General features: G+C 69.0%; 22 protein-coding genes. 9 read left to right on the top strand and 13 right to left on the bottom strand.

All coding sequences use genetic code 11. From position 1 onward, the window contains the following. The first annotated feature begins 72 nt into the window (after nt 1-72). Entirely contained in the window at nt 73-1,488 is a 1,416-nt protein-coding gene (gene pmbA, locus AC3WPZ_RS02145; protein ID WP_382320804.1) for a metalloprotease PmbA, read from the top strand. A gap of 91 nt (nt 1,489-1,579) precedes the next feature. Here the strand turns inward: pmbA and AC3WPZ_RS02140 are convergent, their stop codons facing one another. From AC3WPZ_RS02140 to AC3WPZ_RS02080, 13 genes are all read right to left on the bottom strand, one after another. Then, nucleotides 1,580-2,035 (bottom strand): GatB/YqeY domain-containing protein, encoded by a 456-nt coding sequence (locus AC3WPZ_RS02140; RefSeq protein WP_382156482.1) that lies wholly within the window; start codon nt 2,033-2,035, stop codon nt 1,580-1,582. A gap of 107 nt (nt 2,036-2,142) precedes the next feature. After that, entirely contained in the window at nt 2,143-2,355 is a 213-nt protein-coding gene (gene rpsU, locus AC3WPZ_RS02135) for a 30S ribosomal protein S21 (protein WP_056273869.1), read from the bottom strand. A gap of 176 nt (nt 2,356-2,531) precedes the next feature. After that, nucleotides 2,532-3,734: a BaiN/RdsA family NAD(P)/FAD-dependent oxidoreductase gene (locus AC3WPZ_RS02130; RefSeq protein ID WP_444686976.1), complete on the bottom strand. Its 1,203-nt coding sequence runs from the start codon at nt 3,732-3,734 to the stop codon at nt 2,532-2,534. Nucleotides 3,735-3,761: 27 nt separating this feature from the next. Continuing rightward, entirely contained in the window at nt 3,762-4,442 is a 681-nt protein-coding gene (locus tag AC3WPZ_RS02125; protein WP_444686975.1) for a methyl-accepting chemotaxis protein, read from the bottom strand. 47 nt (nt 4,443-4,489) lie between these two features. After that, the gene (gene cobA, locus AC3WPZ_RS02120) at nt 4,490-5,275 is read right to left on the bottom strand and encodes a uroporphyrinogen-III C-methyltransferase (RefSeq protein ID WP_444686974.1); all 786 of its coding nucleotides are present in this window, start codon (nt 5,273-5,275) and stop codon (nt 4,490-4,492) included. Next, nucleotides 5,259-6,188: a DNA-binding protein YbiB gene (gene ybiB / locus AC3WPZ_RS02115; RefSeq protein ID WP_444686973.1), complete on the bottom strand. Its 930-nt coding sequence runs from the start codon at nt 6,186-6,188 to the stop codon at nt 5,259-5,261. The genes cobA and ybiB overlap by 17 nt, the downstream gene beginning before the upstream one ends. A gap of 68 nt (nt 6,189-6,256) precedes the next feature. After that, a complete protein-coding gene (locus AC3WPZ_RS02110; protein WP_492437891.1) occupies nt 6,257-9,037 on the bottom strand; it encodes a nitrate reductase in 2,781 nt (926 codons plus the stop codon). Beyond that, nucleotides 9,034-9,417, bottom strand: a complete 384-nt coding sequence (nirD, locus tag AC3WPZ_RS02105) for a nitrite reductase small subunit NirD (RefSeq protein WP_492437889.1) — start codon at nt 9,415-9,417, stop codon at nt 9,034-9,036. The genes AC3WPZ_RS02110 and nirD overlap by 4 nt, the downstream gene beginning before the upstream one ends. Next, entirely contained in the window at nt 9,414-11,903 is a 2,490-nt protein-coding gene (nirB, locus tag AC3WPZ_RS02100) for a nitrite reductase large subunit NirB (RefSeq protein WP_492437887.1), read from the bottom strand. The genes nirD and nirB overlap by 4 nt, the downstream gene beginning before the upstream one ends. Before the next feature lie 21 nt (nt 11,904-11,924). Beyond that, a complete protein-coding gene (locus AC3WPZ_RS02095; protein ID WP_382320791.1) occupies nt 11,925-12,731 on the bottom strand; it encodes an ABC transporter ATP-binding protein in 807 nt (268 codons plus the stop codon). Between the two features lie 58 nt (nt 12,732-12,789). After that, the gene (gene ntrB / locus AC3WPZ_RS02090; protein WP_444686969.1) at nt 12,790-13,728 is read right to left on the bottom strand and encodes a nitrate ABC transporter permease; all 939 of its coding nucleotides are present in this window, start codon (nt 13,726-13,728) and stop codon (nt 12,790-12,792) included. Nucleotides 13,729-13,758: 30 nt separating this feature from the next. Further along, on the bottom strand, nt 13,759-15,027 hold the full coding sequence (locus AC3WPZ_RS02085) for a CmpA/NrtA family ABC transporter substrate-binding protein (protein ID WP_444686968.1): 1,269 nt from the start codon (nt 15,025-15,027) through the stop codon (nt 13,759-13,761). A 332-nt stretch (nt 15,028-15,359) separates the two neighbouring features. Beyond that, nucleotides 15,360-16,631: a nitrate- and nitrite sensing domain-containing protein gene (locus tag AC3WPZ_RS02080; RefSeq protein ID WP_444686967.1), complete on the bottom strand. Its 1,272-nt coding sequence runs from the start codon at nt 16,629-16,631 to the stop codon at nt 15,360-15,362. 72 nt (nt 16,632-16,703) lie between these two features. On the opposite strand from AC3WPZ_RS02080, the gene tsaD reads away from it, so the two are divergent. The 8 genes from tsaD (at nt 16,704) to secG (ending at nt 25,444) form a co-directional block, all read left to right on the top strand. Beyond that, complete coding sequence (gene tsaD, locus AC3WPZ_RS02075; protein ID WP_444686966.1) at nt 16,704-17,807, top strand: tRNA (adenosine(37)-N6)-threonylcarbamoyltransferase complex transferase subunit TsaD; 1,104 nt, start codon at nt 16,704-16,706, stop codon at nt 17,805-17,807. Between the two features lie 113 nt (nt 17,808-17,920). After that, complete coding sequence (locus AC3WPZ_RS02070) at nt 17,921-19,225, top strand: branched-chain amino acid ABC transporter substrate-binding protein (protein ID WP_444686965.1); 1,305 nt, start codon at nt 17,921-17,923, stop codon at nt 19,223-19,225. Between the two features lie 25 nt (nt 19,226-19,250). Beyond that, nucleotides 19,251-20,453, top strand: coding sequence for a pyridoxal phosphate-dependent aminotransferase (locus tag AC3WPZ_RS02065; RefSeq protein WP_382320782.1), 1,203 nt, complete (start codon nt 19,251-19,253; stop codon nt 20,451-20,453). Between the two features lie 121 nt (nt 20,454-20,574). Beyond that, complete coding sequence (gene rpsO, locus AC3WPZ_RS02060; RefSeq protein ID WP_291117839.1) at nt 20,575-20,841, top strand: 30S ribosomal protein S15; 267 nt, start codon at nt 20,575-20,577, stop codon at nt 20,839-20,841. Between the two features lie 234 nt (nt 20,842-21,075). Then, nucleotides 21,076-23,205 (top strand): polyribonucleotide nucleotidyltransferase, encoded by a 2,130-nt coding sequence (gene pnp / locus AC3WPZ_RS02055; protein ID WP_444686964.1) that lies wholly within the window; start codon nt 21,076-21,078, stop codon nt 23,203-23,205. A 20-nt stretch (nt 23,206-23,225) separates the two neighbouring features. Next, a complete protein-coding gene (locus tag AC3WPZ_RS02050; protein ID WP_492437884.1) occupies nt 23,226-24,215 on the top strand; it encodes an NAD(P)H-quinone oxidoreductase in 990 nt (329 codons plus the stop codon). 22 nt (nt 24,216-24,237) lie between these two features. Next, on the top strand, nt 24,238-24,984 hold the full coding sequence (tpiA, locus tag AC3WPZ_RS02045; RefSeq protein ID WP_444686962.1) for a triose-phosphate isomerase: 747 nt from the start codon (nt 24,238-24,240) through the stop codon (nt 24,982-24,984). A 55-nt stretch (nt 24,985-25,039) separates the two neighbouring features. Further along, nucleotides 25,040-25,444, top strand: a complete 405-nt coding sequence (gene secG / locus AC3WPZ_RS02040; protein ID WP_291117827.1) for a preprotein translocase subunit SecG — start codon at nt 25,040-25,042, stop codon at nt 25,442-25,444. Nucleotides 25,445-25,531: the final 87 nt, after the last annotated feature.

Genomic DNA, 25,531 nt, shown 5'->3' with positions numbered 1-25,531 from the left:
GTGGATCGTTGAATAGGCCTTCTGCGCGAATGGCAGCGGCCGGAAGGGGCGGCAAGTATCATAGCCGTCGACATGAAAAACCCCTCCCAAGCCCCTGCGGCAGCCCCCCGTTCCCCCCTTTCCGGTTTCCAGTACGCCCGCAGCCAGTTCGAGGAACTGGTCGATCTGGCCCTGGGCCACGCGAAACAGCTCGGTGCTGTGGACGCGGCGGCCGAGGTGTCCGAGGGCGCCGGCCTGAGCGTTTCGGTGCGCAAGGGCGAGCTGGAGAACGTGGAGCGCAACCGCGACAAGTCGCTGGGTGTCACGGTCTACCTGGGACAGAAGCGCGGCAATGCCTCCACCTCCGATTTCTCCGCCGCCGCCGTGCGCCAGACGGTGCAGGCAGCCTACGACATCGCCCGCTTCACCGCCGAAGACCCGGTGGCCGGCCTGCCCGACGCCCAGGACGTGGCCGACAGCTACCCCGACCTGGACCTGTTCCACCCCTGGTCGCTCGATTCGGAAGAGGCCGCGCGCATCGCCCTGGCCTGTGAGGCGGCCGCTTTCGCCACCAGCAGGAAGATCAACAACAGCGAAGGGGCCGGCGTGTCGGCCCAGCAGTCGCACTTCTTCACCGCGCACCTGCGCGGCGGCGAGCGTGGCAAGCCCGGCATCTTCAGCGGGGGCTACGCCAGTTCGCGCCACAGCCTGTCGGTGGCGCCGATCGCGGGCAAGGGCGCGAACATGCAGCGCGACTACTGGTACAGCTCCATGCGCTCGCCCGGCGAGCTGGCCACGCCCGAGGCGGTGGGCCGCTACGCCGCCGAGCGCACGCTGGCGCGCCTCAACGGCCGCAAGATCGCCACCACCGAATGCCCGGTGCTGTTCGAGTCGCCCCTGGCGGCCGGTCTGCTGGGCAGCTACGTGCAGGCCACCAGCGGCGGCGCGCTGTACCGCAACACCACCTTCCTGCACGACAGCCTGGGCAAGCGCGTGACGGCCAAGCACCTGGACATCCTGGAAGACCCGCACGTGCGCAATGGCAAGGGCAGCGCGCCGTTCGACGACGAAGGCGTGCGCACGGCCAAGCGCAAGGTGCTCTCGGGTGGGCGGGTGCAGGGCTATTTCCTCTCCACCTACTCGGCGCGCAAGCTGGGCATGCGCACCACCGGCAACGCCGGCGGCTCGCACAACCTCACGCTCACCAGCCGGCTCACGCAGCCGGGCGACGACCTGCGCGCCATGCTGAAGAAACTCGGCCGCGGCCTGTTCGTCACCGAGCTCATGGGCCAGGGCGTGAACTACGTGACCGGCGACTACTCGCGCGGTGCCTCGGGCTACTGGGTGGAAAACGGCGAGATCGCCTACCCGGTGCACGAGATCACCATCGCCGGCAACCTCAAGGACATGCTGCTGGGCATCGAGGCCATCGGGGCCGATGCCTACAACTACGGTGCGAAAACGACCGGTTCGATCCTGATCAACCGGATGAAGGTGGCAGGGAGCTAGGCCCACCCCCGCGCCGCGCCGGCGGCGCGTCACCCCCTCGAGGGGGCCATGCCTGTGGACCGGCGGAGCCGGATCCACGGCATGTCTTGACTTAGCTGCCTGCGCCGGAGAGGGCGGCCTTCACGGCGGCCGACACCTGGCCCATGTCGGCCTTGCCGGCCAGGCGCGATTTCACTGCGCCCATGACCTTGCCCATATCGCCCGGGCCCTTGGCGCCGAGTTCGGCCACGATGGCCTTGACTTCGGCGGCCACTTCATCGGCCGACAGGCGCGCGGGCAGGTAGCCCTGCAGCACGGCCATTTCGGCGGCTTCCTTGTCCACCAGGTCCTGGCGCGCGGCCTTGGAGAAGGCCTCGATGCTGTCCTTGCGCTGCTTGACCAGCTTGTCCACGATGGCGATGACCATGGCGTCGTCCAGCTCCACGCGCTCGTCCACTTCCTTCTGCTTCATCGCGGCGGTGAGCAGGCGGATGGTGCCCAGGCGCTCGCTGTCCTTGGCGCGCATGGCGGCTTTCATGTCTTCGGTGATCTGGTCTTTCAGGCTCATGGAGGCTCCTGGGGTGGTCGAGAGAGGAATCGGAAACAAAAAAGCCCGCCTGAGCGTCCTCCAGCGGGCTTGTTCGCGACCGGGCGGCAGGGCCCGGTGGCTCGTGCTCAGTACAGCTTCTTGGGCAGCTGCATCGAGCGCACACGCTTGTAGTGGCGCTTGACGGCGGCGGCCTTCTTGCGCTTGCGCTCGGCGGTCGGCTTTTCGTAGAACTCGCGGGCGCGCAGATCGGTCAGCAGGCCGAGCTTTTCGATGGTGCGCTTGAAACGGCGCAGGGCGACGTCAAAGGGCTCGTTGTCTTTTACACGGATGGTCGTCATTGGCGAAGGATGTCCAGAATGCGCGGAAAGAGGATGAACGGGAAGATCGGGCCCGGGCGTCGTTTCCGCAAAATGTCCCGTCATTAACTAGTATTGGCCGACGGGGATTTGCCAGCAAAGCCCTGGATTATAGCCATTTTCATGGGGTTGGCTACCGCAGTGGCGCAGCGTGGGGGTCACAGCGCCTGTGCACAGGCGTGGGCGCTGGCCCAGGCCCACTGGAAGTTGTAGCCGCCCAGCCAGCCGGTCACGTCCACCACCTCCCCGATGAAATACAGGCCCGGCTGCTTCGATTCCAGGGTCTGGGACGAAAGGTCGCGGGTGTCCACACCGCCCAGCGTGACCTCGGCCTTGCGGTAGCCCTCGGTGCCGGTGGGGGTGAGTTCCCAGCGCGAGAGGCGCTCGGCCAGCCGGGCCAGGGCCTTGTCCGAGGCTTCGGCCACCGGGCGCTGCCAGTCGGCGTCCTGCTGCACCCAGGCCTCGGCCAGGCGGCTGGGCACCAGGCTGGCGAGTTCGTTGCCCAGCAGCTTGCGCGAGCTGGCCTTGGCGCGCGCCAGGGCGGCGGGCAGTTCGGTCTCGGGGGCCAGGTTCAGGCGGATCGGCGTGCCTTCCTGCCAGTAGCTGGAAATCTGCAGCACGGCCGGGCCGGACAGGCCACGGTGGGTGAACAGCAGGTCTTCCAGGAAGGCCATGCGGCCCTTTTTCTCGCCGGTCTCGATGCGCACCGGCAACGCGAGCCCGGCCAGGCCGGCGTAGGGCGCCCAGCCATCGCCGTCGAAGGTGAGCGGCACCAGGCCCGGGCGCTGCGCCACCAGGCGCAGGCCGAACTGGCTGGCGATGCGGTAGCCGAAGTCGCTCGCACCGATCTTGGGGATGGACAGGCCACCGGTGGCGACCACCACCGCGCGGCCGCGCACCGGGCCCCGGTCGGTGTCGAGCTCGTACACGCCGTCACCGCCCTGGCGCACGGCCTTCACCCCGCAGGGCTGCCAGCGCTGCACGCCGCCCGCGTCGCATTCGCGCAGCAGCATCTGGATCAGGTCGTCGGCCGAGTGGTCGCAGAACAGCTGGCCCTTGTGTTTCTCGTGGAAGGCGATGCCGTGGCGCTGCACCAGGGCGATGAAGTCGGTCGGCGTGTAGCGCGAGAGCGCCGAGCGGCAGAAATGCGGGTTGGCGCTCAGGAAGTGCTTGTGCGGGGCCTGCGGGTCGAGGTCGCGGTTGGTGAAGTTGGCGCGCCCGCCGCCCGAGATGCGGATCTTCTCCGCGACCTTGTCGCTGTGGTCGAGCACCAGCACGCGCTGGCCCCGCTGGCCGGCGATGCCGGCGCAAAAAAGGCCGGCCGCGCCCGCGCCGATGACGATGGCGTCGAAATCTTGCATGGCGGGCAGTGTAGGCGCAGCGCGCCTTCAGCCTGCGTGCTGACTTCTTTCGGCGAGGATCGCGGCCTTGCGCGTGAGACCGTCGATCTCGCCCGTGATGTCCGAGAGCACGTTGGCCACCACGGCGAACTCGCGGCCGTGTTGCCCGGCCCGCGCGGCCACCACCTGCGCGTTGAAGCTCACCACCTTGGCCTCCTTGGCCACGCTCTGGATGTCGCCGACGATGCCGGTGAGCTCCTTCATCATCGCGTCGGCGCGCGCCTTGGCGACCTCGTCGAAGGCGGTGGTCGCGGTGTTGAGGGCGTCGAGGATGCGGTCGGTGTGGTCCACCAGCTCGGCCAGGGTGGTGGGCACGCGCGGGCTGTAGGCCTCGATCTGTTCGAGCGCGCTGTGCATGAGCTGCATGAAGGCCTGCACCACCGGCCCGACCCCGCGCGTGCCGTGGTAGGTCTCCTGGATCTGGCGGGCGCCCTGTGCCTCGAGCTGGTCCACCGTGCCCAGCAGGTGTTGCTGACTTTCGCTGAACATCTGCAGGCTGCGCTGCGCGGCCTGCAGTCGCCCGGCCTCGCCGTTGGCGGCGAGCACGGTCTGCAGGATCATGCGTTGCGAGAGCATGCGCTGGCGCGCGGCGAGGTTGACCAGCGAGAGGCCCGCGATGTGGGCGGGCGTGTCGCGGCGAACGGGTCGGGTGGGGGCGAGGGATGTCATGGGGCTGACATCAAGCAATCGCCGGGCCATGGTGGCCCGGGCGGCGTTCAGGCGGCGCGCGCGACCGCCTCGGGCGCCTGCACGGCCGCGATGCCGCGGACCACGTCACCGACCACGATCACGGCCGGGCTGCCCAGGCCTTCGCGCTCGATGGTGGCGCTCAATTGCCCCAGTGTGGTGAGCGCGTGCCGTTGTTGGGGCAGCGTGGCGTGCTGGATCACGGCCAGGGGCGTGTCGGCCGGCAGGCCGGTGAGCAGGTCCTGCTCGATCTGCGCGGCGCTGGACACGCCCATGTAGATCACGAGCGTGAGCTTGGCGTCGCGCGCGGTGGCGGCCAGGGTCTGCCAGTCGGTGCCGGCGTCACCCGGCTTGGCGTGGCCGGTGACGAAGACCACGCCGTGCGCGTGTTCGCGGTGGGTGAGCGGCACGCCCAGCGAGGTGAGACCGGCCAGTCCGGCCGTGATGCCATTGACCACCTGCACCTCGATGCCGGCGGCGCGCAGGTGCTCCACCTCTTCGCCGCCCCGGCCGAAGATGAAGGGGTCGCCGCCCTTGAGCCGCACCACCATTTCGCCTTCCTGGGCCGCCATCACCATGAGCTTCTCGATGAAGGCCTGCGGCGTGCTTTTGCAGCCGCCGCGTTTGCCCACGTGCACGATGCGCGCGCGCGGCGACGCGTGGGCGAGCACGCCGTCGCTCACGAGGTCGTCGACCAGCAGCACGGTGGCCGCGCTGATGGCCTTGACGGCCTTGAGCGTGAGCAGTTCGGGGTCGCCGGGGCCGGCGCCCACCAGGGCCACGGTACCGGGCAGGAACTCAGACGGCGAGGGCATGGGTTGCGGTTTCATGTTGCACGACCTCTCGCAAGATGTGTTCCACCTGCAGGGCAATCGGTGTGGGGATGGGCTCCGTGCCATCGAGCACGGCGCGGATGTAAGCGGCGGTGTGCGAGGCGTCCACCGCGGGCAGCGACGGCAGCCTGGCCAGCGGCCCGTCCTGCAGGGCTTGCACCTCGGTGCGCTCGCCGTCGCGGAACACTTCCATGCGCGGCGTGCGGCGTGCGTCGGCCACGGGTTCGCCTTCGGTGCCGCGCAGCAGCAGCGCATGAGCGCCGGTGAGCGCCCAGGTGGCGGCCATGGAGGTCGCGTATTCGGGGTGGGTGTAGCTGCCGACGATGAAGGCCTTGCCTTCGCACGGGTTCATGAGTTTCACCAGGCTGTGCGCGGGGTTGCGCAGGCCGACCGCGCGGCGCACGTCCAGCAGGCGCTTGAGGCCGGGGCTGAGCACCTCGGTGGGCACGAAGGCGACCTCTCCCGCGCCGAGCGTGGGCACCTCGCGGGCCGAAGGCACGCCGAGCGCTTCGAACACCTGGGAGGCGAACACGCGCTGGTTCTCGGTGGCCGTGCCATGCACCAGCACCGCCGCGCCCCGGCGCGCCAGCAGCAGGGCCAGCAGCGGGGTGAGCACCGGCAGCTTGCGCGCGCCGTTGTAGCTGGGCAGCACGACGGTGGTGAGGCCGTTGTCGGGCAGGCGGCGCAGGCGCGCGTGGGTGGCATCGAGGAAGCCGGCCATCTCGTCGGGCGTTTCGCCCTTGATGCGCATGGCCAGGCAGAAGCCGCCAACCTCGAGGTCGGTCACGGTGCCGTCCAGCACCTGGCCGAGCAGGTCGGTGGCCTGCTCGCGCGTGAGCGAGCGGGCGCCGTCCTTGCCCCGACCGATTTCCTTGATGTATTGACTGATGGCCATGACTTGCAAATTTCGGCGAATTGTCAGGCAAGTTTGATGACTTCTCGTTATATGGGCGTTCTGGCCGCTCAGGCGGGCTGGGCCAGGGGGGCGCTGGCGCGCACCAGCCGCCTGAGTTCGGGCACGCAGGAGCCGCAGTGGGTGCCGCATTGCAGGCTGGCCTGCAGGGCGGCCAGGCGCTGGTCGTCGCTGCCTTCACAGCTGGCCAGCCGGGCCTGGATGGCGTCTTCACCCACGTTGAAGCACGTGCACACCTGCCGGCCCTTGGCCACCACGGCCACGGGGGCCTTGGCGCCCGGCATGAGCAGCAGGCGGCCGTACGCGGCGGCGGGCAGCCCGTCCTGCAGCAGGGGCTTGATCCAGACCTCGGCGCGCGTGTCGCCGGCCAGCACGAAGGCCTCGAGCCGGGTGGTGTCGCCCTCGCGCACCAGGCGCGCGGTGCGGCGCTGGCCCAGGCGCTTGTCCACGTAGCGCAGCGCATCGGCCGTCTGCAGGCCCAGCAGGGCTTCGATGCGTTCGATCAGTTCGGGCTCGGGTGCGTCGTGCGCGGCGGCGCGAAACAGGACGCCGGTGCGTTCGCGGCCGAAGGGCACGCACGAGGCGAACGGAAACGCCGCCATCAGCGCGCGCAGGCCTTCCCGCGCTTCCAGTGCCTGGGTGTCGGGCAGCCAGCCCAAGGCCAGCAGCGTCCAGGGCAGTTCGGCCTTGAGCACCTTCACCGCCGCGTGTTTGAGCTCGGGCTGTTTGGAGGTGGGGCAGTAGGCCGAAGTCGTCAGCGCGTTGACGCCGGCCAGCGGCTCGCCGGTGCTGCTCAGGCCGCTGAGGTATTCCGCGCCCCAGTGCATGGCGATGAAGGCCTGCGACAGGCCGATCTCGTCGGACGCCACGGCGGGCACCAGGATGGAGCCGCGCTTGCTGGTCACGTGCACCAGGTCGCCGTCCTTCAGGCCGCGGCGCTCCATGTCCTGCGGGTGCAGTTGCACCGAGGGCTCGGCGACGTGGCCGAACAGGCGGCCCAGCGTGCCGGTGCGGGTCATGCCGTGCCACTGGTCGCGCAGGCGGCCGGTGGTGAGCGAGAACGGGTAGCGCGACTCGCGCGGCTCGGCCAGCGGCACGAAGGGCAGGGCGGCGAAGCGGGCCTTGCCGTCGGGCGTGGCGAACACGCCGTCTTCGTAGAGGCGCTGGCGGCCCTGCGATTCGCCGACTTTGAGGGGCCATTGCTGCGGCCCCTGCTGCTGCAGCATGGCGTAGCTCAGGCCGGTGATGTCGAGGTCGCGCCCGCGCGTGGATTCGCGGTGCTCCAGCCACAGGCTTTCGGCATCGGGGTAGGGGAACAGCGTGGGCTGGCCGGGGCGCCAGCGGGCTTCGAGGCGCTGCGCGACGTCGACCACGATGCGCCAGTCGTGCCGCGCCTGGCCGGGCGCGGGCACGGCGGCGCGCACGCGGCTGATGCGGCGCTCGCTGTTGGTGACGGTGCCGTCCTTCTCGCCCCAGGTGGTGGCGGGCAGCAGCAGGTCGGCGTATTCGCAGGTGGCGGCGGTGGCGTAGGCCTCCTGCACCACGACGAATTCGGCGCGCGCCAGCGCGCGGCGCACGGTGGCCTGGTCGGGCATGGACTGGGCCGGGTTGGTGCAGGCGATCCAAAGCGCTTTCACCTGGCCGTCGGCCGCGGCTTCGAACAGCTCGACCGCGCTCAGGCCGGGCTTCTCGGGCACCGAGGGCAGGCCCCAGAGCGCGGCCACTTCCGCGCGGTGCGCGGGGTTGGCCAGGTCGCGGTGCGCGCTCAGCAGGTTGGCCAGGCCGCCGACCTCGCGCCCGCCCATGGCGTTGGGCTGGCCGGTGAGCGAGAACGGGCCGGCGCCGGGTTGGCCGATCTGGCCCGTGGCCAGGTGCAGGTTGATCAGGGTGGCGTTCTTGGCCGTGCCGCTGCTGCTCTGGTTCAGGCCCTGGCAGTAGAGGCTGAGCGTGGCGGGCGAGGTCGCGAACCACTTCGCGGCGGTGAACAGGTCTTCGCGCCGCAGGCCGCAGACCTGGGCCACGCGCTCGGGCGTGTGTTCGCGCACCAGGGCCTTGAGTGCGTCGAAGCCGGTGGTGTGCGCGGCGATGTAGCCGCTGTCGATCCAGCCTTCCCACAGCATGATGTGCAGCAGGCCGTGGAACAGCATCACGTCGCTGCCCGGCTGCAGAGGGAGGTAGAGGTCGGCGAAACCGGCGGTGTCGGTGCGGCGCGGGTCGGCCACGATCACCTTCATGGCCGGGTTGTTCTTGCGCGCTTCCTCGATGCGGCGGAACAGCACCGGGTGCGCGAAGGCCGCGTTGCTGCCGACGATGAACAGGCATTGCGCGTGGTTCACGTCGTCGTAGCAGGTGGGCGGCGCGTCGGCGCCCAGCGTGAGCTTGTAGCCGGCCACCGCGCTGCTCATGCACAGGCGCGAGTTGGTGTCGACGTTGTTGGTGCCGATCAGGCCCTTGGCCAGCTTGTTGAAGGCGTAGTAGTCCTCGGTGAGCAGCTGGCCGCTGATGTAGAAGCCGACCGCGTCCGGGCCGTGCCGCTCGACCACCGAGGCGAAGCGCTCGGCGGCGAGGTCGAGCGCCGCGTCCCAGGCCAGGGGCGACGCGGGCGCGCCGCGTTGTGCGCGCTGCATGGGTTGCAGCAGGCGCGCCTGCTGGGCGATCGCGGGCGACGCGGTGAGGTGCAGGGTCTGGCCCTTGGTGCAGAGGCGGCCGAAGTTCGCCGGGTGCTGCGGGTCGCCGCGCACGCCGGTGATCTGGCTGCCCACGCTTTCGATCAGCACGCCGCAGCCCACGCCGCAGTAGGGGCAGGTCGAGCGGGTGGTGATCGGGTTCATGCGGGGACGGTTCTGCGCTGCGGGCCGGCGATGGGGCGGGTGAGGTCGGTCGCTTGCGTCGCGAGTTCTTGCGCGTTCAGGTGCACCACGCCGTCTTCCACCTTCACCGCGAAGCGCGGCGTGCAGCCTTCGTCGGGCTCCTTGGCGCAGCCGCTGTCCAGGCCGATGGTCCAGTTGTGCATCGGGCAGGCCACGTGGGTGCCGAAGACGATGCCCTGGCTCAGCGGGCCGCCCTTGTGCGGGCAGCGGTCGAGCAGGGCGAAGACCTCGTCGCGGTCATTGCGGAACACGGCCACGTCCAGGCCCTTGTCGCGTTGCACGCAGCGCGAGCCGAGCACGGGGATGTCGTCCAGGCGGGCGATCGGAATCCAGCTGCTCATGCCGCGCTCCCTTCCAGTGCCACCGCTTGGATGGGAATGAACTGGCGCGTGTCCACCGCCGCCTTCTGGTGCTCGAACCACGGATCGGGCTCGCCGTCGAGCGCGAACTGCAGCTGTTCCCACAGCGCCTTGCGGCCTTCGGCGTCGTCGAGGATCTTCTTCTTCACGTGATCCAGGCCCACGCGGTTCACGTAGTGCACCGTGCGCTCCAGGTACCAGCCTTCGAGGCGGTAGAGCTGCATGAAGGCGCCGGTGTACTCCAGCACTTCCTCGGCGGTCTTGAGCTTGGTGAAGAACTCGGCCACCTCGGTCTTGATGCCGCCGTTGCCGGCGATGTACATCTCCCAGCCCGAGTCCACGCCGATGATGCCCACGTCCTTGATGCCGGCCTCGGCGCAGTTGCGCGGGCAGCCGCTGACCGCGAACTTCACCTTGTGCGGCGCGTACATGCGCCACATCGCGCGCTCCAGGTCCTTGCCCATCTGCGTGCTGTCCTGCGTGCCCATGCGGCACCACTCGCTGCCCACGCAGGTCTTCACCGTGCGCAGGGCCTTGGCATAGGCGTGGCCGCTGGGCATGCCGATGTCCTTCCAGACGTTGACCAGGTCTTCCTTCTTCACGCCCAGCAGGTCGATGCGCTGGCCGCCGGTGACCTTCACGGTGGGGATCTTGTACTTGTCGACCGCGTCGGCGATGCGGCGCAGCTCGTCGGCCGTGGTCTCGCCGCCCCACATGCGCGGGATCACGCTGTAGGTGCCGTCCTTCTGGATGTTGGCGTGCGCGCGCTCGTTGATGAAGCGGCTTTGCGGGTCGTCCCTGGCCTCCTTGGGCCAGGTGCTGATGAGGTAGTAGTTGACGGCCGGGCGGCAGGTGGCGCAGCCGTTGGGCGTGCGCCAGCCCAGGCCTTCGAACACGGCGCCGATGCTCAGCAGCCGGCTGTCGCGGATGGCGTCGCGCACGGCCTGGTGGCCGTGGTCGGTGCAGGCGCACATGGCTTTCAGCTTGGGCGTGGCGGAGTAGTCGCCGCCGGCGGTGAACATCAGGATCTGTTCCACCAGGCCGGTGCACGAGCCGCAGGAGGCGCTGGCCTTGGTGTGCTTGCGCACCTCCTCCAGCGTGAACAGGCCCTTGTCCTTGATGGCCTTGCAGATGCTGCCCTTGGTCACGCCGTTGCAGCCGCAGACCTCGTCGCTGTCGGCCATGGCGGCGGCCTTGCTGTGGCCCTGGTGGCCCACGTCGCCGATGTTGGACTCGCCGAACATCAGGCGGTCGCGGATGTCGGCCACGCTGCGGCCATCGCGCAGCAGCTTGAAGTACCAGCTGCCGTCCACCGTGTCGCCGTACAGGCAGGCGCCCACCAGCTTGTCGCCCTGGATCACCAGCTTCTTGTAGACACCGCCCGAGGGGTCGCTCATCACGATCTCTTCGGTGTGCTCGCCGCCCATGAAGTTGCCGGCGGAGAAGAGGTCGATGCCGGTGACCTTGAGCTTGGTGGAGGTGAGCGAGCCGACGTAGCGGCCGATGCCGAATTCGGCCAGATGCGTGGCCAGCACCTTGCCCTGCTCGAACAGCGGCGCCACCAGGCCGTAGGCGATGCCGCGGTGCGCCGCGCATTCGCCCACCGCGTAGATGCGCGGGTCGGTCACGGTCTGCAGCGTGTCGCTGACCACGATGCCCTTGTTCACGTGCAGGTTCATGGACTCCGCCAGCGCGGTGTTGGGGCGGATGCCCACGGCCATCACCACCAGGTCGGCCGGCAGCTCGGAGCCGTCCTTGAAGCGGATCGCCTTCACGCGGCCAGCCTCGTTGCCCACCAGTTCCTGCGTCTGCGCGCCGATCAGGAAGCGCATGCCGCGCTGCTCCAGCGACTGCTGCAGCAGCTTGCCGGCCACGTCGTCGAGCTGGCGCTCCATGAGCCAGGGCGCGACGTGCACCACGCTCACCGCCATGCCGCGCTTCATCAGGCCATTGGCCGCTTCCAGGCCGAGCAGGCCGCCGCCGATGACGATCGCATGCTGGTACTGCGTGGCCGCGTCGATCATGGCCTGGGTGTCGGCGATGTCGCGGTAGGCCAGCACACCCTGCAGGTCCTTGCCCGGGATGGGCAGCATGAAGGGGTTGGAGCCGGTGGCCATGATGAGGCGGTCGTAGGGCGCCTCGATCACGCCACCCTGGCCATCGCTGGCGCGCACGATGCGCCTGACGCGATCCACCTCGGTCACGGTCTTGCCCGCGTGCAGGGTGATGCCGTGCTCCTGGTACCAGGCCCAGTCGTTGAGCACGATCTCGTCAAGCGTCTGCTCGCCCGCCAGCACCGGCGAGAGCAGGATGCGGTTGTAGTTGGGGTGGGGCTCCGCGCCGAACACCGTGATGTCGTACAGGTCTGGCGCGATCTTGAGCAGTTCCTCAAGCGTGCGCACGCCGGCCATGCCGTTGCCGACCATGACCAGTTTCAGGCGTTGCGAGGGGGGCAGGCGCATGTCCATGGGGTTCTCCTGGGCGGCCGGTCAGGCCAGCTTCTCCACGTGGGTCTGGCGGGTGTAGAGGAAGTCGATCACTTCCTTGCGGCATTGCTGGTAGGTCGGGTTGTCGGCCAGCGCCACGCGCTGGCGCGGGCGCGGCAGGTCCACGCGCAGCACCTCGCCGATGGTGGCGGCCGGGCCGTTGGTGAGCATCACGATGCGGTCGCTCAGCAGCACGGCCTCGTCAACGTCGTGCGTGACCATCACCACGGTGCTGTGCGTGCGCGCCACGATCTCCAGCAGCTCGTCCTGCAGCTTGGCGCGGGTGAGCGCATCGAGCGCGCCGAAGGGTTCGTCCATGAGCAGCACCTTGGGTTCCATCGACAGGGCGCGCGCGATGCCCACGCGCTGCTTCATGCCGCCGGAGATTTCGCCGGGGCGCTTCTGCGCGGCGGCGGTGAGGCCCACCAGGGCCAGCGCGGCTTCGGTGCGCGCCTTGAGCTGCGCTTTGTTTTCGTTGGCGCCGAAGACGCGTTCGACCGCGAGGTGCACGTTCTCGAAGCAGGTCAACCAGGGCAGCAGCGAGTGGTTCTGGAACACCACCGCGCGTTCGGGGCCGGGGCCGGCGATCTCCTTGTCGGCGCAGAGCAGCACGCCGCTGGTGGGCGTGGTCAGGCCGGCGATGAGGTTGAGCAGCGTGGACTTGCCGCAGCCCGAGTGGCCGATCAGCGTGACGAACTCGCCCTTGGCGACGGTGAGGTCGATCTGGCGCAGCGCGGGGAAGAGGCCCTTGCGGGTCTTGAAGGTCTGCTCGACGCCCTGGATCTCGATGTACTTGGACGCATCGCTCATTTGGAAACCTCCATGCTGCGCTTTGCGGTGCGATCGCCTTCGGGCGGCCGGGCGGCGGTCATGACTTCACCTCTTCGAACGTGAACAGCGTGGCCAGCTTGATGAGGCCGAACTCGAGCACCAGGCCGACGATGCCGATCACGAAGATGGCGATGATGATGCTGGCGACGTTGAGGTTGTTCCACTCGTCCCAGATCCAGAAGCCGATGCCCACGCCGCCGGTCAGCATCTCGGCGGCCACGATCACCAGCCAGGCCGTGCCCACCGCCAGGCGCACGCCGGTCAGCAGGTAGGGCAGCACGGCGGGGAACAGGATCTTGGTGAAGATCTTCCACTCGCTCAGGTTGAGCACGCGCGCCACGTTCATGTAGTCCTGCGGCACGCGCTGCACGCCCACGGCGGTGTTGATGATCATGGGCCAGATCGAGCAGATGAAGATGGTCCAGATCGCGGCCGGGTTGGCGCCCTTGAACACCAGCAGTCCGATCGGCAGCCAGGCCAGCGGCGAGACCGGGCGCAGCAGGCTGATGAGCGGGTTGAACATGCGGCTGAGGAAGTCGAAGCGGCCGATGGCGAAGCCGGCCGGAATGCCCACCAGCGCGGCCAGGCCGAAGCCCACGGCCACGCGCTGCAGCGACATGAGCACGTTCCAGCCCACGCCCTGGTCGTTCGGGCCGGCCTGGTAGAACGGGTCGGAGAACACGCCCACGGCCTGCGCCCAGGTGGCCAGCGGCGTGGGGATGCCGCTGTCGCTGCTGCCGGCCACCAGCGACCAGACCAGCACGAGGAAGCCCAGGCCGAGCAGTGGCGGCAGCACGCCGCGGAAGAAGCCCGCGGCGCGCTCGCGCCAGGGCGAAGGCGAGGCCGGCCGGGCGGGCTCGACGGCGGCCGGCGCGAGCGGCGCGGCCACCGAAGGCTTGGGGTGGGGCACGGCGGCCACCGCGGGGGCCACGGGCGCCACGGCCTCCAGGGGGGTGTGAAAAACGGCACTGACCATGGTGGTGTTCCTCGGGTGTGGCGGGCCGGGTCAGGCCGCCTTCATCTTGAAGCTGTCGGCGTACTTGGCCGGGTCCTTGCCGTCCCACACCACGCCGTCGATGAACCTGGCGCTGCGCAGGTCGGACTTGGGCAGCGGCGTCTTGGTGGCGGACGCGGCTTCCTTGTAGATGTCGATGCGGTTGACCTGCCTGGCCACGGCCAGGTAGTCGGGGTGCGACTTGAGCAGTCCCCAGCGCTTGTGTTGGGTGAGGAACCACATGCCGTCGCTCAGGTAGGGGTAGTTGGCCGCCCCGTCGTTGTAGAACTTCATGTGGTTGGGGTCGTCCCAGGTCTTGCCCAGGCCGTTCTGGTAGCGGCCCAGGATGCGCTGGTTGATCGCGTCCACGCCGGTGTTCACGTAGGAGCGCTGGGCGATGGTCTCGGCCATCTTGTTCTTGTTCTGCAGGCCGGCGTCGATCCACTTGCCGGCTTCCAGGATGGCCGCCGTCACGGCGCGCGCGGTGTTGGGGTTCTTCTGCACGAACTCGGCCGTGGTGCCCAGCACCTTCTCGGGGTGGTCCTTCCAGATGTCCTGCGTGGTGTTGGCCGTGATGCCGATGCCGTCCATGATGGCGCGGTGGTTCCAGGGCTCGCCGACGCAGAAGCCGTCCATGTTGCCCACGCGCATGTTGGCCACCATCTGCGGCGGCGGCACCACGATGGCGCGCGCGTCCTTGAAGGGGTCGATGCCGGCCGCCGCCAGCCAGTAGTAGAGCCACATGGCGTGGGTGCCGGTGGGGAAGGTCTGGGCGAAGGTGTATTCGCGCTTTTCGGTGGCCATCAGCTTGGCAAGCGTTGGGCCGTCCACCGCGCCTTTTTCGGCCAGCTTCTTCGACAGCGTGATGGCCTGGCCGTTCTGCTGCAGGTTCATCAGGATGGCCATGTCCTTCTTCGGCCCGGCGGTGCCCAGTTGCAGGCCGTAGATCAGGCCGTAGAGCACGTGGGCGAAATCCAGTTCGCCGTTGACCAGCTTGTCGCGCACGCCGGCCCAGCTGGCTTCCTTGGTCGGGACGATCTTGACGCCGTGCTTCTTGTCCAGGCCGAGTTCGGCGGCCATGACCACGCTGGCGCAGTCGGTCAGGGGAATGAAGCCGATCTTGACTTCGGTTTTTTCAGGTGCGTCGGAGCCGGCGGCCCAGACCCCGTGGTGGCCCAGCGTGGAGAAGAGGGCGGCCGTGCCGACGGCGCTGCCCTTCTTGATGAACTCGCGGCGCGAGGCGGTGGGGCCGTCGGCTGGGGTGGGGATGTCTGCGTTCATGTCCAACTCCTTGCTGATGAAAAAAAAGCGGTGCCCCAAAGCACAACGGCGCCCATTTCCGTGCCTGCGCTGAGCGGGCGGGAAATGGACGCCGTTGTCCGTGTCTGGGAAGACTGTCTGGAACTCAGGCCGCCATTGGCCCGGTTTCCTTTGCCTGGATCAAAGCAGTTAGCGTGCCAGCCTCAGGGTTGTCCCGGGGTCGCGTGGAAGCGCTTGATTTCCAAGGAAAAAACCCGGCGGCCGGTGGGGAGGCATCCGGGTGGTGGGCTTCAAACTGGTGCGAGCCGATCCGGCGGGCACGCTATTTGTGCACCGCAGCACCGGGCCGCGTGTCAGTGGGGCCGGGCGGGCAGCACGTCGGCCATGGCCAGCACGGCCTCGGCCACCTCGATCAGCCGGCGGTTCTGGTTCATGGCCATCTGGCGCATAGTCTTGTGCGCTTCTTCCTCGCTGAGCTGGCGGTGCGCCATCAGCAGGCCCTTGGCGCGCTCGATCAGCTTGCGCTCGTTCAGGCTGGCGCGCACCGTGTCCAGCTCCTCGCCCATGGTCTGCAGGCGGCGCGCCTGGTCCTGCACCAGCTCGAGGATGGAGCGATCCAGCTGCAGGCCATAGCCCTGGGCGGCGGCGCCGAAGCCGGCGGGCACGGCCGCGGAAGGTGCGTCCTGGAAGAAGGAGAGGGCGTTGGCCTCGCGCGGGGCGGTGGTGCTGACGGCCTGGTAGGCCTCCAGCTCGGTCCGGGCGGCGCCGATCTTGTCCTCGCAGGCGCGCAGCAGGTCGAGCGCGAGCCGGTCCTCGACCGCCTTCATGCGGTCCATGCGCTGGCTGCAGCAGTCGAACCAGACCTGGCTGAGCTGCACGTTGAGCGGCGCGCCCTGCGCGGCGGTGCAGAGCACGCGGCGCAGGCGCTCCAGTTCGGCCAGCGTGGCGCTGGCCTGGCTGGCCGCCCACAGGTCCACCGCTTTCGGGTTGGCGAACTCGGCGAACACCTGAAGGCAGCGCTCCTGCGACTCGATCAGGTGCAGCAGGCGCTGCTGCTCGATCGCCTCGGCGCGGCCGCTGACGAACAGGGCCGAGCCGGCGGCGCGTTCCTGGCCCGCGAACTCCTTGCCCTGCATGAAGTTGAACAGCGCCACCAGCAGGCGCGAGACCTCGGGGTCGCTCGCGCTGTCGGCGGCCTCGAACACCACCGCCAGCAGGCCCGCGATCAGGCGCACGTAGGCGTCGGTGGCCTGGCGGGTGGTCCAGGCCAGCGAGGCCACGCGCTCGCGCAGGTCTTCGAGCGCGTTCAGGCCGTGCAGCACGTAGGCGATGCGGCTGAACAGGCGCGCGCCATGGCCGACGCGGGCGGACTCGGTGTCCAGGCTGTCGAAACAGGCGCGCAGCTCGGCCTCGGTCTGGCGGCATTCCTCGATCTGGCGGGCGCGCATGTCGGTGAAGCGCGCGCCCTGGGAGCCGATGTGCAGGTTGGACAGACCGCGCTCGCGTTGAAGACCGTGCACGAGCCGGCCGGTGACATTCACCAGCGCGCTGGTCAGCGCGAGCTCCTGCAGCTCGGCGATTTCGCAGCGCTTGGCGGCGACAAGGAAACTCAGGCCCGATTTCATGGGGGATGTTCGTGGGGTAGGGGGCATGCCCCTGCCACGGAGCAACAACCATGCCGCCCGTACACTCCCCGCATGCGGATTTTGGGAATCGAGTCGTCCTGCGACGAAACCGGCGTGGCCCTGGTCGATGCCAGCGGCAGCGCCACCCCCCGGCTGCTGGGGCATGCCCTGCACAGCCAGATTGAAATGCACCAGGCCTATGGCGGCGTGGTGCCCGAGCTCGCCAGCCGCGACCACATCCGCCGCGTCCTGCCGCTGACCGACGCCGTGCTGGCCCAGGCCGGCCTGCCGCTCTCGGCCGTGGACGCCATCGCCTACACCCGGGGGCCGGGGCTGGCCGGCGCCTTGCTGGTCGGCTCGGGCGTGGCCTGCGCCCTCGGGTTTGCCTTGGGCAAGCCGGTGATCGGCGTGCACCACCTCGAAGGCCACCTGCTCTCGCCCTTCCTGAGCGCCGACCCGCCCGAATTCCCCTTCGTGGCGCTGCTGGTCTCGGGCGGCCACAGCCAGCTGATGCGGGTGGACGGCGTGGGCCGCTACGAACTGCTGGGCGAGACCATCGACGACGCGGCCGGCGAGGCCTTCGACAAATCGGCCAAGCTGCTGGGCCTGCCGTACCCGGGCGGCCCGGCGCTCTCGCGCCTGGCCCAGCAGGGCGACGCCCAGGCCTACAAATTCCCGCGCCCGCTGCTGCACAGCGGCGATCTCGACTTTTCGTTCGCCGGCCTCAAGACGGCGGTGCTCACGCAGGTGAAGAAGCTGGCCCATGCCCACCCGGACGGCCCGGCCACGCTGCACCTGGCCGACCCGCTGAGCGCGCAGCAGAAGGCCGACGTGGCCGCCAGCGTGCAGGCCGCCATCGTCGAGGTGCTGGTGAAAAAATCCTTCATGGCGATCCGCCAGACCGGTCTGCGCCGCCTGGTGGTGGCTGGTGGGGTGGGGGCCAATGCGCTGCTGCGCGAGCAGTTGGGCGCCGCCTGCGCCCAGGCCGGCGTGCGTGTGCACTACCCCGAGTTGCACCTGTGCACCGACAACGGCGCCATGATCGCGCTGGCCGGCGGCATGCGGGCCCAGGCCGGGCTGGCCGGCACCGACGCAGCGGGCGCCGGCGGTTACCCCTTCGACGTGAAACCGCGCTGGCCGCTTTCCGACCTGGGCCTTCCTGCCACCGCTGGATGAGCGGGCGGGTGATTCCTGTAATTATGAATTAAACTCCCGGCGCTGTCGCCTTGGCGACTCTGCTGCGTGGGCCAGTCCCGGCCCCCGGCCTTTGCACCCGGAGCCCCTCCCTGATGAAACACCTGTTCGATTCCCTGTTTTCGCCGCGCCGCCGCGCGTTCGTCGCGGCCCTCGTGGGCGGCCTGACCACCACCCTGGCCGTGGCGCAGGCGCCCGCCACCGGCGCCCCGATCCGCATCGGCATGATCGAAGGCCTCTCCGGCCCGATCGCCAACACCGGCGATGCGGTGTTCCGCAACCTGGTCTGGGCCACCGAGCGGGTCAATGCCCGTGGCGGCGTGAAGCTGCCCGGCGGCAACCGCCCGCTGGTGATCGAGCGTTTCGACAGCAAGGGCCAGACCGACGAGGCCCTCTCGGCGCTGCGCTCGGCGATCGACAAGGGCGTCACCATCGTCGCCCAGGGCAACTCCTCGGCGGCGGCGAGCGCGCTGATCGACGCCATCAACAAGCACAACGAGCGCGACACGGCGCGCCAGGTGCTGTTCCTCAACTACTCGGCGGTGGACCCGGTGCTGACCAACGAGAAATGCAGCTTCTGGCATTTCCGTTTCGACGCCCACGCCGACATGCGCATGAAGGCTCTCATGAGCGTGCTGCGCGAGGACAAGCAGCTCAAGAACATCTACCTGATCGGGCAGGACTACAGCTTCGGCCAGGCCGTGCTGCGCGAGGCGCGCAGCCAGCTCGCGGCCCAGCGGCCCGATGTGACCATCGTCGGCGACGAGCTGCACCCCATGGCGCGCGTGAAGGACTTCCTGCCCTACGCCGCCAAGATCAAGGCCAGCGGCGCGCAGGCCGTGCTCACCGGCAACTGGGGCAACGACCTCACGCTGCTGGTGAAGGCCGCGCGCGAAAGCGGCTTCGATGGCAGCTTCTACACCTTCTACGGCAACGCGCTGGGCGCGCCCGCCGCCATGGGCGACGCCGGCATCGGCAAGGTGATCGCCGTGGCCGACTGGTTCCCCAACGTGCCCACGCCCGAGTCCGAGGCCTTCTACAAATCGTTCCGCGAGCGCTTCCCCAGCCCGGCCGACGACTACGTGCACATGCGCATGCAGCTGCTGGTCGAGGCACTGGCGCAGGCCATCGAGCGCGCGGGCGCGGCCGGCCCGGTCAACGCCGCCACCATCGCCGCCCAGCTGGAAAAGGCCGACGTCACCCTCGCTGGCCAGCGCGCCCGCATGCGCGGCGCCGACCACCAGTTCCAGCAATCGCTGGCCGTGGCCGTGATGGACCGGCAGGGCGCGCCCGGCGTCAAGTTCGACGTCGAAGGCTCGGGCTACGGCTTTCGCGTGATCCGCAACCTCAGCCCGCAGCAGGCCGAGCTGCCGCACACCTGTACCATGCAGCGACCTTGATATAGCTTTGCGGGAGCGTGTGCCGATGAGACAGGTGGTGGAGCAGCTGGAGGCCTCGCGCATCCGGGAAGTGGCCAACGAGGGCCTGGGCCGGGCCGATGTGCTCAAGTTCTGGTTCGGCGAGAGCGACGAGGTCACGCCCGGCTTCATCCGCGACGCGGCCGTGGCCTCGCTGCAGGCCGGCGAGACCTTCTACGCGCACAACCTGGGCCTGCAGGAGCTGCGCGAGGCGCTGGCGGCGTACACCGACAAGCTCCACCCCGGGCGCGGCGCGGGCCACTGGTTCGATCGCCTGGCCGTCAGCTCGGGCGGCGTCAACGGGCTCATGCTGGCCTCGCAGGCCCTGGTGGAGGCGGGTGACGAGGTGATCGTGGTCTCGCCGGCCTGGCCCAACCTGGTGGCGCAGCCGCTCATCCTGGGGGCGAAGGTCAAGACCGTGCCGCTGCGCGTGCAGGCCGATGGCCCCCGGGCGGGGGCCTGGGTGCTGGACATGGACGCCTTGCTCGCTGCCATCACGCCCTCGACCCGCCTGCTGGTGGTCAACGCCCCCAACAACCCCACGGGCTGGACGCTCAGCGCCGCCGAGCAGCGCACCATCCTCGCGCACTGCCGCCGCACCGGCACCTGGATCCTGGCCGACGAGGTCTACGAGCGGCTTTATTTCGCGGACGACACGCCCAACGGCGCCGCGCCCAGCTTCCTGGACGTGGCCGAACCGGACGACCGCGTCATCGTCGCCCACAGCTTCTCCAAGAGCTTCCTCATGACCGGCTGGCGCCTGGGTTGGCTGGTGCTGCCGCCAGCGCTCACCGCCGCCATCGGCAAGCTCATTGAATACAACACCTCCTGCGCGCCGGTGTTCGTGCAGCGCGCGGCTACCGTGGCGCTGCAGCGCGGCGACGAGGTCACCCCGGCCCTGGTGGCGCACCTGCGGCACTGCCGCGACACCCTGGTGCCGCTGCTGCGCGCGCTGCCCGGGGTGACCCTGGCCGAGCCGCTGGGCGGCATGTACGCCTTCTTCCGGCTGGCGGGGCAGGACGATTGCCTGGCGGTGGCCAAGCGCCTGGTGCGCGAAGCCGGCCTGGGCCTGGCGCCCGGCAGCGCCTTCAGCCCCGAGGCCAGGGGCTGGCTGCGCTGGTGCTTCGCCAGCCGCGACACGGACCGCCTGGTGCAGGGCGTGGAGCGCCTGCGCCACTGGCTGGCCGCCCAGCCGCCGGCTGCCTCCTGAGTCCTTCTGGTCTATAATTCGCGGTTGCTGTCTTCACGGGCGGCAATTTCACGCCCGCGGCGGCCCACATCGGCTGCGGCGGGACGCACGTAACGCCAGGCAACTGGCCAAGGAACTTTCAATGATCGCCCAATCCATCAAAGCCGAAGTGGTCGCGGCCAACGCCCGCGCCGCCAACGACACCGGCAGCCCCGAAGTGCAAGTCGCACTGCTGACCGCCCGCATCAACGAGCTCACCCCTCACTTCAAGACCCACGCCAAGGACCACCATGGCCGCCGCGGTCTGCTGCGCATGGTGAGCCGCCGCCGCAAGCTGCTCGACTACCTGAAGTCCAAGGACGCCGAGCGTTACATCGCCCTGATCCAGAAACTGGGCCTGCGCAAGTAATTGGCACGGCTGTGACACACGAAACGCCTGAGTTGGTTCGCTGGCTCGGGCGTTTTTTGCTTGTCACGCGCCTTTTTTGATTCCGGAGCCCCGACAACAGAGCGAAGCTGTGTCATTCCAAACGGGTTGTGCGCCAGGTGTGGCGCCCACAGTCCTTCTGGAATGGCATCGTGTTCTGGGTTGTGTCTCCGGGTTTTGTGCAGCGAAGCTGCACGCATTTAACGGAGAGACACCATGAGCATGTTCAACAAGGTCACCAAGAGCTTCCAGTGGGGCCCCCACCACGTCACGATGGAAACCGGCGAAATCGCGCGCCAGTCCACCGGCGCCGTGCTGGTCAACATCGATGACACCGTGGTCCTGGCCACCGTGGTCGCCAAGACCGAGGCCAAGGCCGGCCAGGACTTCTTCCCCCTGACGGTGGACTACACCGAGAAGTCGTACGCCGCCGGCAAGATCCCCGGCAGCTTCTTCAAGCGCGAAGGCCGCCCGAGCGAACTCGAGACGCTGACCTGCCGCTTGATCGACCGCCCGATCCGCCCGCTGTTCCCTGAAGGCTTCTACAACGAAGTGCAGGTGATCGTGCACGTGGTGAGCCTGAACCCCGAAGTGCAGGCCGACATCGCCGCGATGATCGCCACCTCCGCCGCGCTGGCCGTCAGCGGCATCCCGTTCAACGGCCCCATCGGCGCCGCCCGCGTGGGCTATGTCAACGGCGAGTACGTGCTCAACCCGGGCCAGACCCAGCTCAAGGACAGCCAACTCGACCTCGTGGTCGCCGGTACCGAAGCCGCCGTGCTGATGGTGGAATCCGAAGCCGACCAGCTGTCGGAAGAAGTCATGCTGGGCGCCGTGGTCTACGGCCACGACATGGGCAAGATCGCCATCGCCGCCATCAACGAACTCGTGCGCGACGCCGGCAAGCCGGCCTGGGACTGGCAGCCGCCGGCCAAGGACGAGCCGCTGATCGCCAAGGTCGACGCTCTGGCCAAGGCCAAGCTCGAAGCCGCCTACCAGATCCGCAACAAGCAGGCCCGCACCCAGGCCTGCCGCACGGCCTATGCCGACGTGTTCGCCGCCCTGAAGGCCGAAGGCGTGGAATTCGACAGCGTGGCCGTCGAAGCCCTGCTGTTCGAGATCGAAGCCAAGATCGTGCGTGGCCAGATCCTGGCCGGCGAGCCCCGCATCGACGGCCGCGACACGCGCACCGTGCGCGCCATCGAAATCCGCAACAGCGTGCTGCCCCGCACCCACGGCTCGGCCCTGTTCACCCGCGGTGAAACGCAGGCGCTGGTCGTGGCCACGCTCGGCACCGACCGCGACGCGCAGCGCATCGACGCGCTGGCCGGCGAGTTCGAAGACCGCTTCATGCTGCACTACAACATGCCTCCCTTCGCCACCGGCGAAGCCGGCCGCTTCGGCACCCCCAAGCGCCGCGAGATCGGTCACGGCCGCCTGGCCAAGCGCGCGCTGATCGCCGCGCTGCCGAGCAAGGAAGATTTCCCCTACACCATGCGCGTGGTGTCCGAGATCACCGAGTCCAACGGCTCCTCGTCGATGGCTTCGGTCTGCGGCGGCTGCCTGGCGCTGATGGACGCCGGCGTGCCCATGAAGGCGCACGTGGCCGGTATTGCCATGGGCCTGATCAAAGACGGCAACCGCTTCGCCGTGCTGACCGACATCCTGGGTGACGAAGATCACCTGGGCGACATGGACTTCAAGGTGGCCGGTACCACCAACGGCATCTCGGCGCTGCAGATGGACATCAAGATCCAGGGCATCACCAAGGAAATCATGCAGGTCGCGCTGGCCCAGGCCAAGGAAGCCCGCATGCACATCCTGGGCAAGATGCAGGAAGCCATGGGCGAAGCCAAGACCGAAGTGTCCAACTTCGCGCCCAAGCTCTTCACCATGAAGATCAACCCCGAGAAGATCCGTGACGTGATCGGCAAGGGCGGCTCCGTCATCCGTGCGCTGACCGAAGAAACCGGCACGCAGATCAACATCGACGAAGACGGCACCATCACCATCGCCTCGACCGACTCGGCCAAGGCCGACGAAGCCAAGCGCCGCATCGAGCAGATCACGGCCGAAGTGGAAGTGGGCAAGGTCTACGAAGGCCCGGTCACCAAGATCCTGGACTTCGGTGCCCTGATCAACCTGCTGCCCGGCAAGGACGGCCTGCTGCACATCAGCCAGATCGCCCACGAGCGCGTCGAGAAGGTCACCGACTACCTGACCGAAGGCCAGATCGTGCGCGTGAAGGTGCTGGAGACGGATGAAAAGGGCCGCGTCAAGCTGTCCATGAAGGCCTTGGCCGAACGCAACACCGGCGAGCAGGCACCTCAGCAGCCTCAGTCGTGATGTCACCGGTGGTGCCGGTCATGCAAGCCGTTGAAATCAGCGCCTATGGCGCACCCGAAGTCCTGCGCCTGGGCGAACGCCCGGTGCCGGTCGCGGGTGCGGGCGAGGTGCTGATCCGTGTGAGTGCGTCGGGCGTGAACCGCCCTGACGTGCTGCAGCGCACCGGCAACTACCCGGTGCCGCTTGGCGCGTCCGACATTCCCGGCCTCGAGGTGGCGGGCGTGATCGAATCGGGCGATGCCGCCGCGATGGCGGAAGCCGGCCTGAAGGCCGGCGACCGCGTGTGCGCGCTGGTCGCCGGGGGTGGTTATGCGCAGTGGTGCGTGGCGCCCGTGGGGCAATGCCTGCCGGTGCCCGAAGGTCTGGACGACATCGCCGTCGCTTCGCTGCCCGAGACCTTCTTCACCGTCTGGAGCAACGTGTTCGACCGCGGTCGCCTGCAGGCCGGTGAAACCCTGCTGGTGCAGGGCGGCACCAGCGGCATCGGCGTGACCGCGATCCAGATGGCCAAGGCCCTGGGCGCTCGCGTGATCGCCACCGCCGGCAGCGACGACAAGTGCGCCGCCTGCCTCAAGCTCGGCGCCGACCACGCCATCAACTACAAGACCCAGGACTTCGTGGCCGCCGTGGCCGAGCTCACGGGCAAGCAAGGCGTCAACGTCATCCTCGACATGGTCGCCGGCAGCTACGTGAGCCGCGAGATCGAATGCCTGGCCGAAGACGGCCGGCTGGTGATCATCGCGGTGCAGGGCGGCGTCAAGGCCGAGTTCAACGCCGGCCTGGTGCTGCGCCGCCGCCTGACCATCACGGGGTCCACCCTGCGGCCCCGGCCGGTGGCGTTCAAGGCGGCGATCGCGGCCTCGCTGCGCGCGCGTGTGTGGCCCTTGCTGGCCGAAGGCCGCATCCAGCCGGTGATTCACCAGGTGTTCCCCGCCGCGCAGGCCGCGGCGGCGCACACGCTGATGGAGTCCAACCAGCACGTCGGCAAGCTCGTGTTGAGCTGGGCCTGACCCGGTCAGAGAAGAACCCGTCATGAGAAAACTGATTGCAGGCAACTGGAAGATGAACGGCTCGCTGGCCGCCAACGAAGCGCTGGTCAAGGCCATGCTCGATGGCCTCGGCGGCCAGTCGCCCAAGGCCGACATGGCTCTGTGCGTGCCCGCGCCCTACCTGGCGCAGGTGGGCGCGCTGCTGCAAGGCAGCCCGATCGCCTGGGGTGCGCAGGATGTGTCGAACCAGGAGCAGGGCGCCTACACCGGTGAGGTGTCGGCGGCCATGCTGCGCGACTTCGCCTGCCGCTACGCCATCGTGGGCCATTCCGAGCGCCGCCAGTACCACGGCGAAACCGACGCCTTGGTGGCCGAGAAGGCGAAAGCCGCGCTGGCCAAGGGCATCACGCCCATCGTCTGCGTCGGCGAAACGCTGGCCGAGCGCGAGGCCGGTCACACCGAGGAGGTGGTTAAGCGCCAGCTGGCGGCCGTCATCCATCTCTGCGGCCACTGCATCACCGAAATCGTCGTGGCCTACGAGCCGGTCTGGGCCATCGGCACCGGCAAGACCGCCACACCCGAAGAGGCGCAGCAGGTGCACGCCGTGTTGCGCGCCCAGATTTCGGCGGCGACGCAGAATGCCGGTCGGGTTCACATCCTGTACGGCGGCAGCATGAACGCCGCCAACGCCGCGAGCCTGCTGGCCCAGCCCGACATCGACGGCGGCCTCATTGGCGGTGCGTCGCTCAAGGCGCCCGACTTCCTTCAGATCGTGGCTTCGGCCCCTTAATCCCCGCTCGCGCCCTGGGTGGCGCGGCGACAACCGATATCTCCGGAGAAAAAAGATGAACGTTTTGTTGACCATCCTGCTGGCGGTTCAGATCCTGGCCGCGCTGGGCATGATCGGCCTGATCCTCATGCAGCACGGCAAGGGTGCCGATGCGGGCGCGGCCTTCGGTGGTGGCGCCGGTTCGGCCAGCCTGTTCGGCGCCTCGGGTGGCGCGAACTTCCTGTCGCGCACCACGGCCGTGCTGGCCGCCATCTTCCTCGCCTGCACGCTGGCTCTGGCGTATTTCGGCAACCTGCGCACCGCCGCACCGAGCACGGGCAGCGTGCTGGAAGGCGCTGCCTTGCCCGCGCAACCGGCCGGAGCCGCCCAGCAGATCCCGGGCACCGGCACGGCGCCCGCGCCGGCTGCCGCAGGCGATGCCGCACCGGCCACCGGCGCGGCCCAGATTCCCGCCAAGTAAGCGAATCCTCCATCCGCCCGGACACCACGCTGGGCGGACTTTTCCTGCGCTGCGACAACCCGACCGATTCCTTCGGAAAAACCGGGG

The sequence above is a fragment of the Hydrogenophaga sp. FW305-3-2-15-A-LB1 genome (genome assembly GCF_058787875.1).
Note: the sequence above shows the minus strand (reverse complement) of the source record. Positions and strands in the feature narration are given on the sequence as shown.

Bases quoted from the DNA above. Each gene is read 5' to 3' on its own strand.
- AC3WPZ_RS02065 (WP_382320782.1), top strand. From the start codon at position 19,251: ATGAGACAGGTGGTGGAGCAGCTGGAGGCCTCGCGCATCCGGGAAGTG.
- nirB (WP_492437887.1), bottom strand. From the start codon at position 11,903: ATGGACATGCGCCTGCCCCCCTCGCAACGCCTGAAACTGGTCATGGTC.
- ntrB (WP_444686969.1), bottom strand. From the start codon at position 13,728: ATGGTCAGTGCCGTTTTTCACACCCCCCTGGAGGCCGTGGCGCCCGTG.
- rpsO (WP_291117839.1), top strand. From the start codon at position 20,575: ATGATCGCCCAATCCATCAAAGCCGAAGTGGTCGCGGCCAACGCCCGC.
- tpiA (WP_444686962.1), top strand. From the start codon at position 24,238: ATGAGAAAACTGATTGCAGGCAACTGGAAGATGAACGGCTCGCTGGCC.
- AC3WPZ_RS02050 (WP_492437884.1), top strand. From the start codon at position 23,226: ATGCAAGCCGTTGAAATCAGCGCCTATGGCGCACCCGAAGTCCTGCGC.
- AC3WPZ_RS02080 (WP_444686967.1), bottom strand. From the start codon at position 16,631: ATGAAATCGGGCCTGAGTTTCCTTGTCGCCGCCAAGCGCTGCGAAATC.
- AC3WPZ_RS02130 (WP_444686976.1), bottom strand. From the start codon at position 3,734: ATGCAAGATTTCGACGCCATCGTCATCGGCGCGGGCGCGGCCGGCCTT.
- pmbA (WP_382320804.1), top strand. From the start codon at position 73: ATGAAAAACCCCTCCCAAGCCCCTGCGGCAGCCCCCCGTTCCCCCCTT.
- secG (WP_291117827.1), top strand. From the start codon at position 25,040: ATGAACGTTTTGTTGACCATCCTGCTGGCGGTTCAGATCCTGGCCGCG.
- nirD (WP_492437889.1), bottom strand. From the start codon at position 9,417: ATGAGCAGCTGGATTCCGATCGCCCGCCTGGACGACATCCCCGTGCTC.
- AC3WPZ_RS02110 (WP_492437891.1), bottom strand. From the start codon at position 9,037: ATGAACCCGATCACCACCCGCTCGACCTGCCCCTACTGCGGCGTGGGC.
- AC3WPZ_RS02085 (WP_444686968.1), bottom strand. From the start codon at position 15,027: ATGAACGCAGACATCCCCACCCCAGCCGACGGCCCCACCGCCTCGCGC.
- AC3WPZ_RS02070 (WP_444686965.1), top strand. From the start codon at position 17,921: ATGAAACACCTGTTCGATTCCCTGTTTTCGCCGCGCCGCCGCGCGTTC.
- tsaD (WP_444686966.1), top strand. From the start codon at position 16,704: ATGCGGATTTTGGGAATCGAGTCGTCCTGCGACGAAACCGGCGTGGCC.
- AC3WPZ_RS02095 (WP_382320791.1), bottom strand. From the start codon at position 12,731: ATGAGCGATGCGTCCAAGTACATCGAGATCCAGGGCGTCGAGCAGACC.
- pnp (WP_444686964.1), top strand. From the start codon at position 21,076: ATGAGCATGTTCAACAAGGTCACCAAGAGCTTCCAGTGGGGCCCCCAC.
- ybiB (WP_444686973.1), bottom strand. From the start codon at position 6,188: ATGGCCATCAGTCAATACATCAAGGAAATCGGTCGGGGCAAGGACGGC.
- AC3WPZ_RS02140 (WP_382156482.1), bottom strand. From the start codon at position 2,035: ATGAGCCTGAAAGACCAGATCACCGAAGACATGAAAGCCGCCATGCGC.
- AC3WPZ_RS02125 (WP_444686975.1), bottom strand. From the start codon at position 4,442: ATGACATCCCTCGCCCCCACCCGACCCGTTCGCCGCGACACGCCCGCC.
- cobA (WP_444686974.1), bottom strand. From the start codon at position 5,275: ATGCCCTCGCCGTCTGAGTTCCTGCCCGGTACCGTGGCCCTGGTGGGC.
- rpsU (WP_056273869.1), bottom strand. From the start codon at position 2,355: ATGACGACCATCCGTGTAAAAGACAACGAGCCCTTTGACGTCGCCCTG.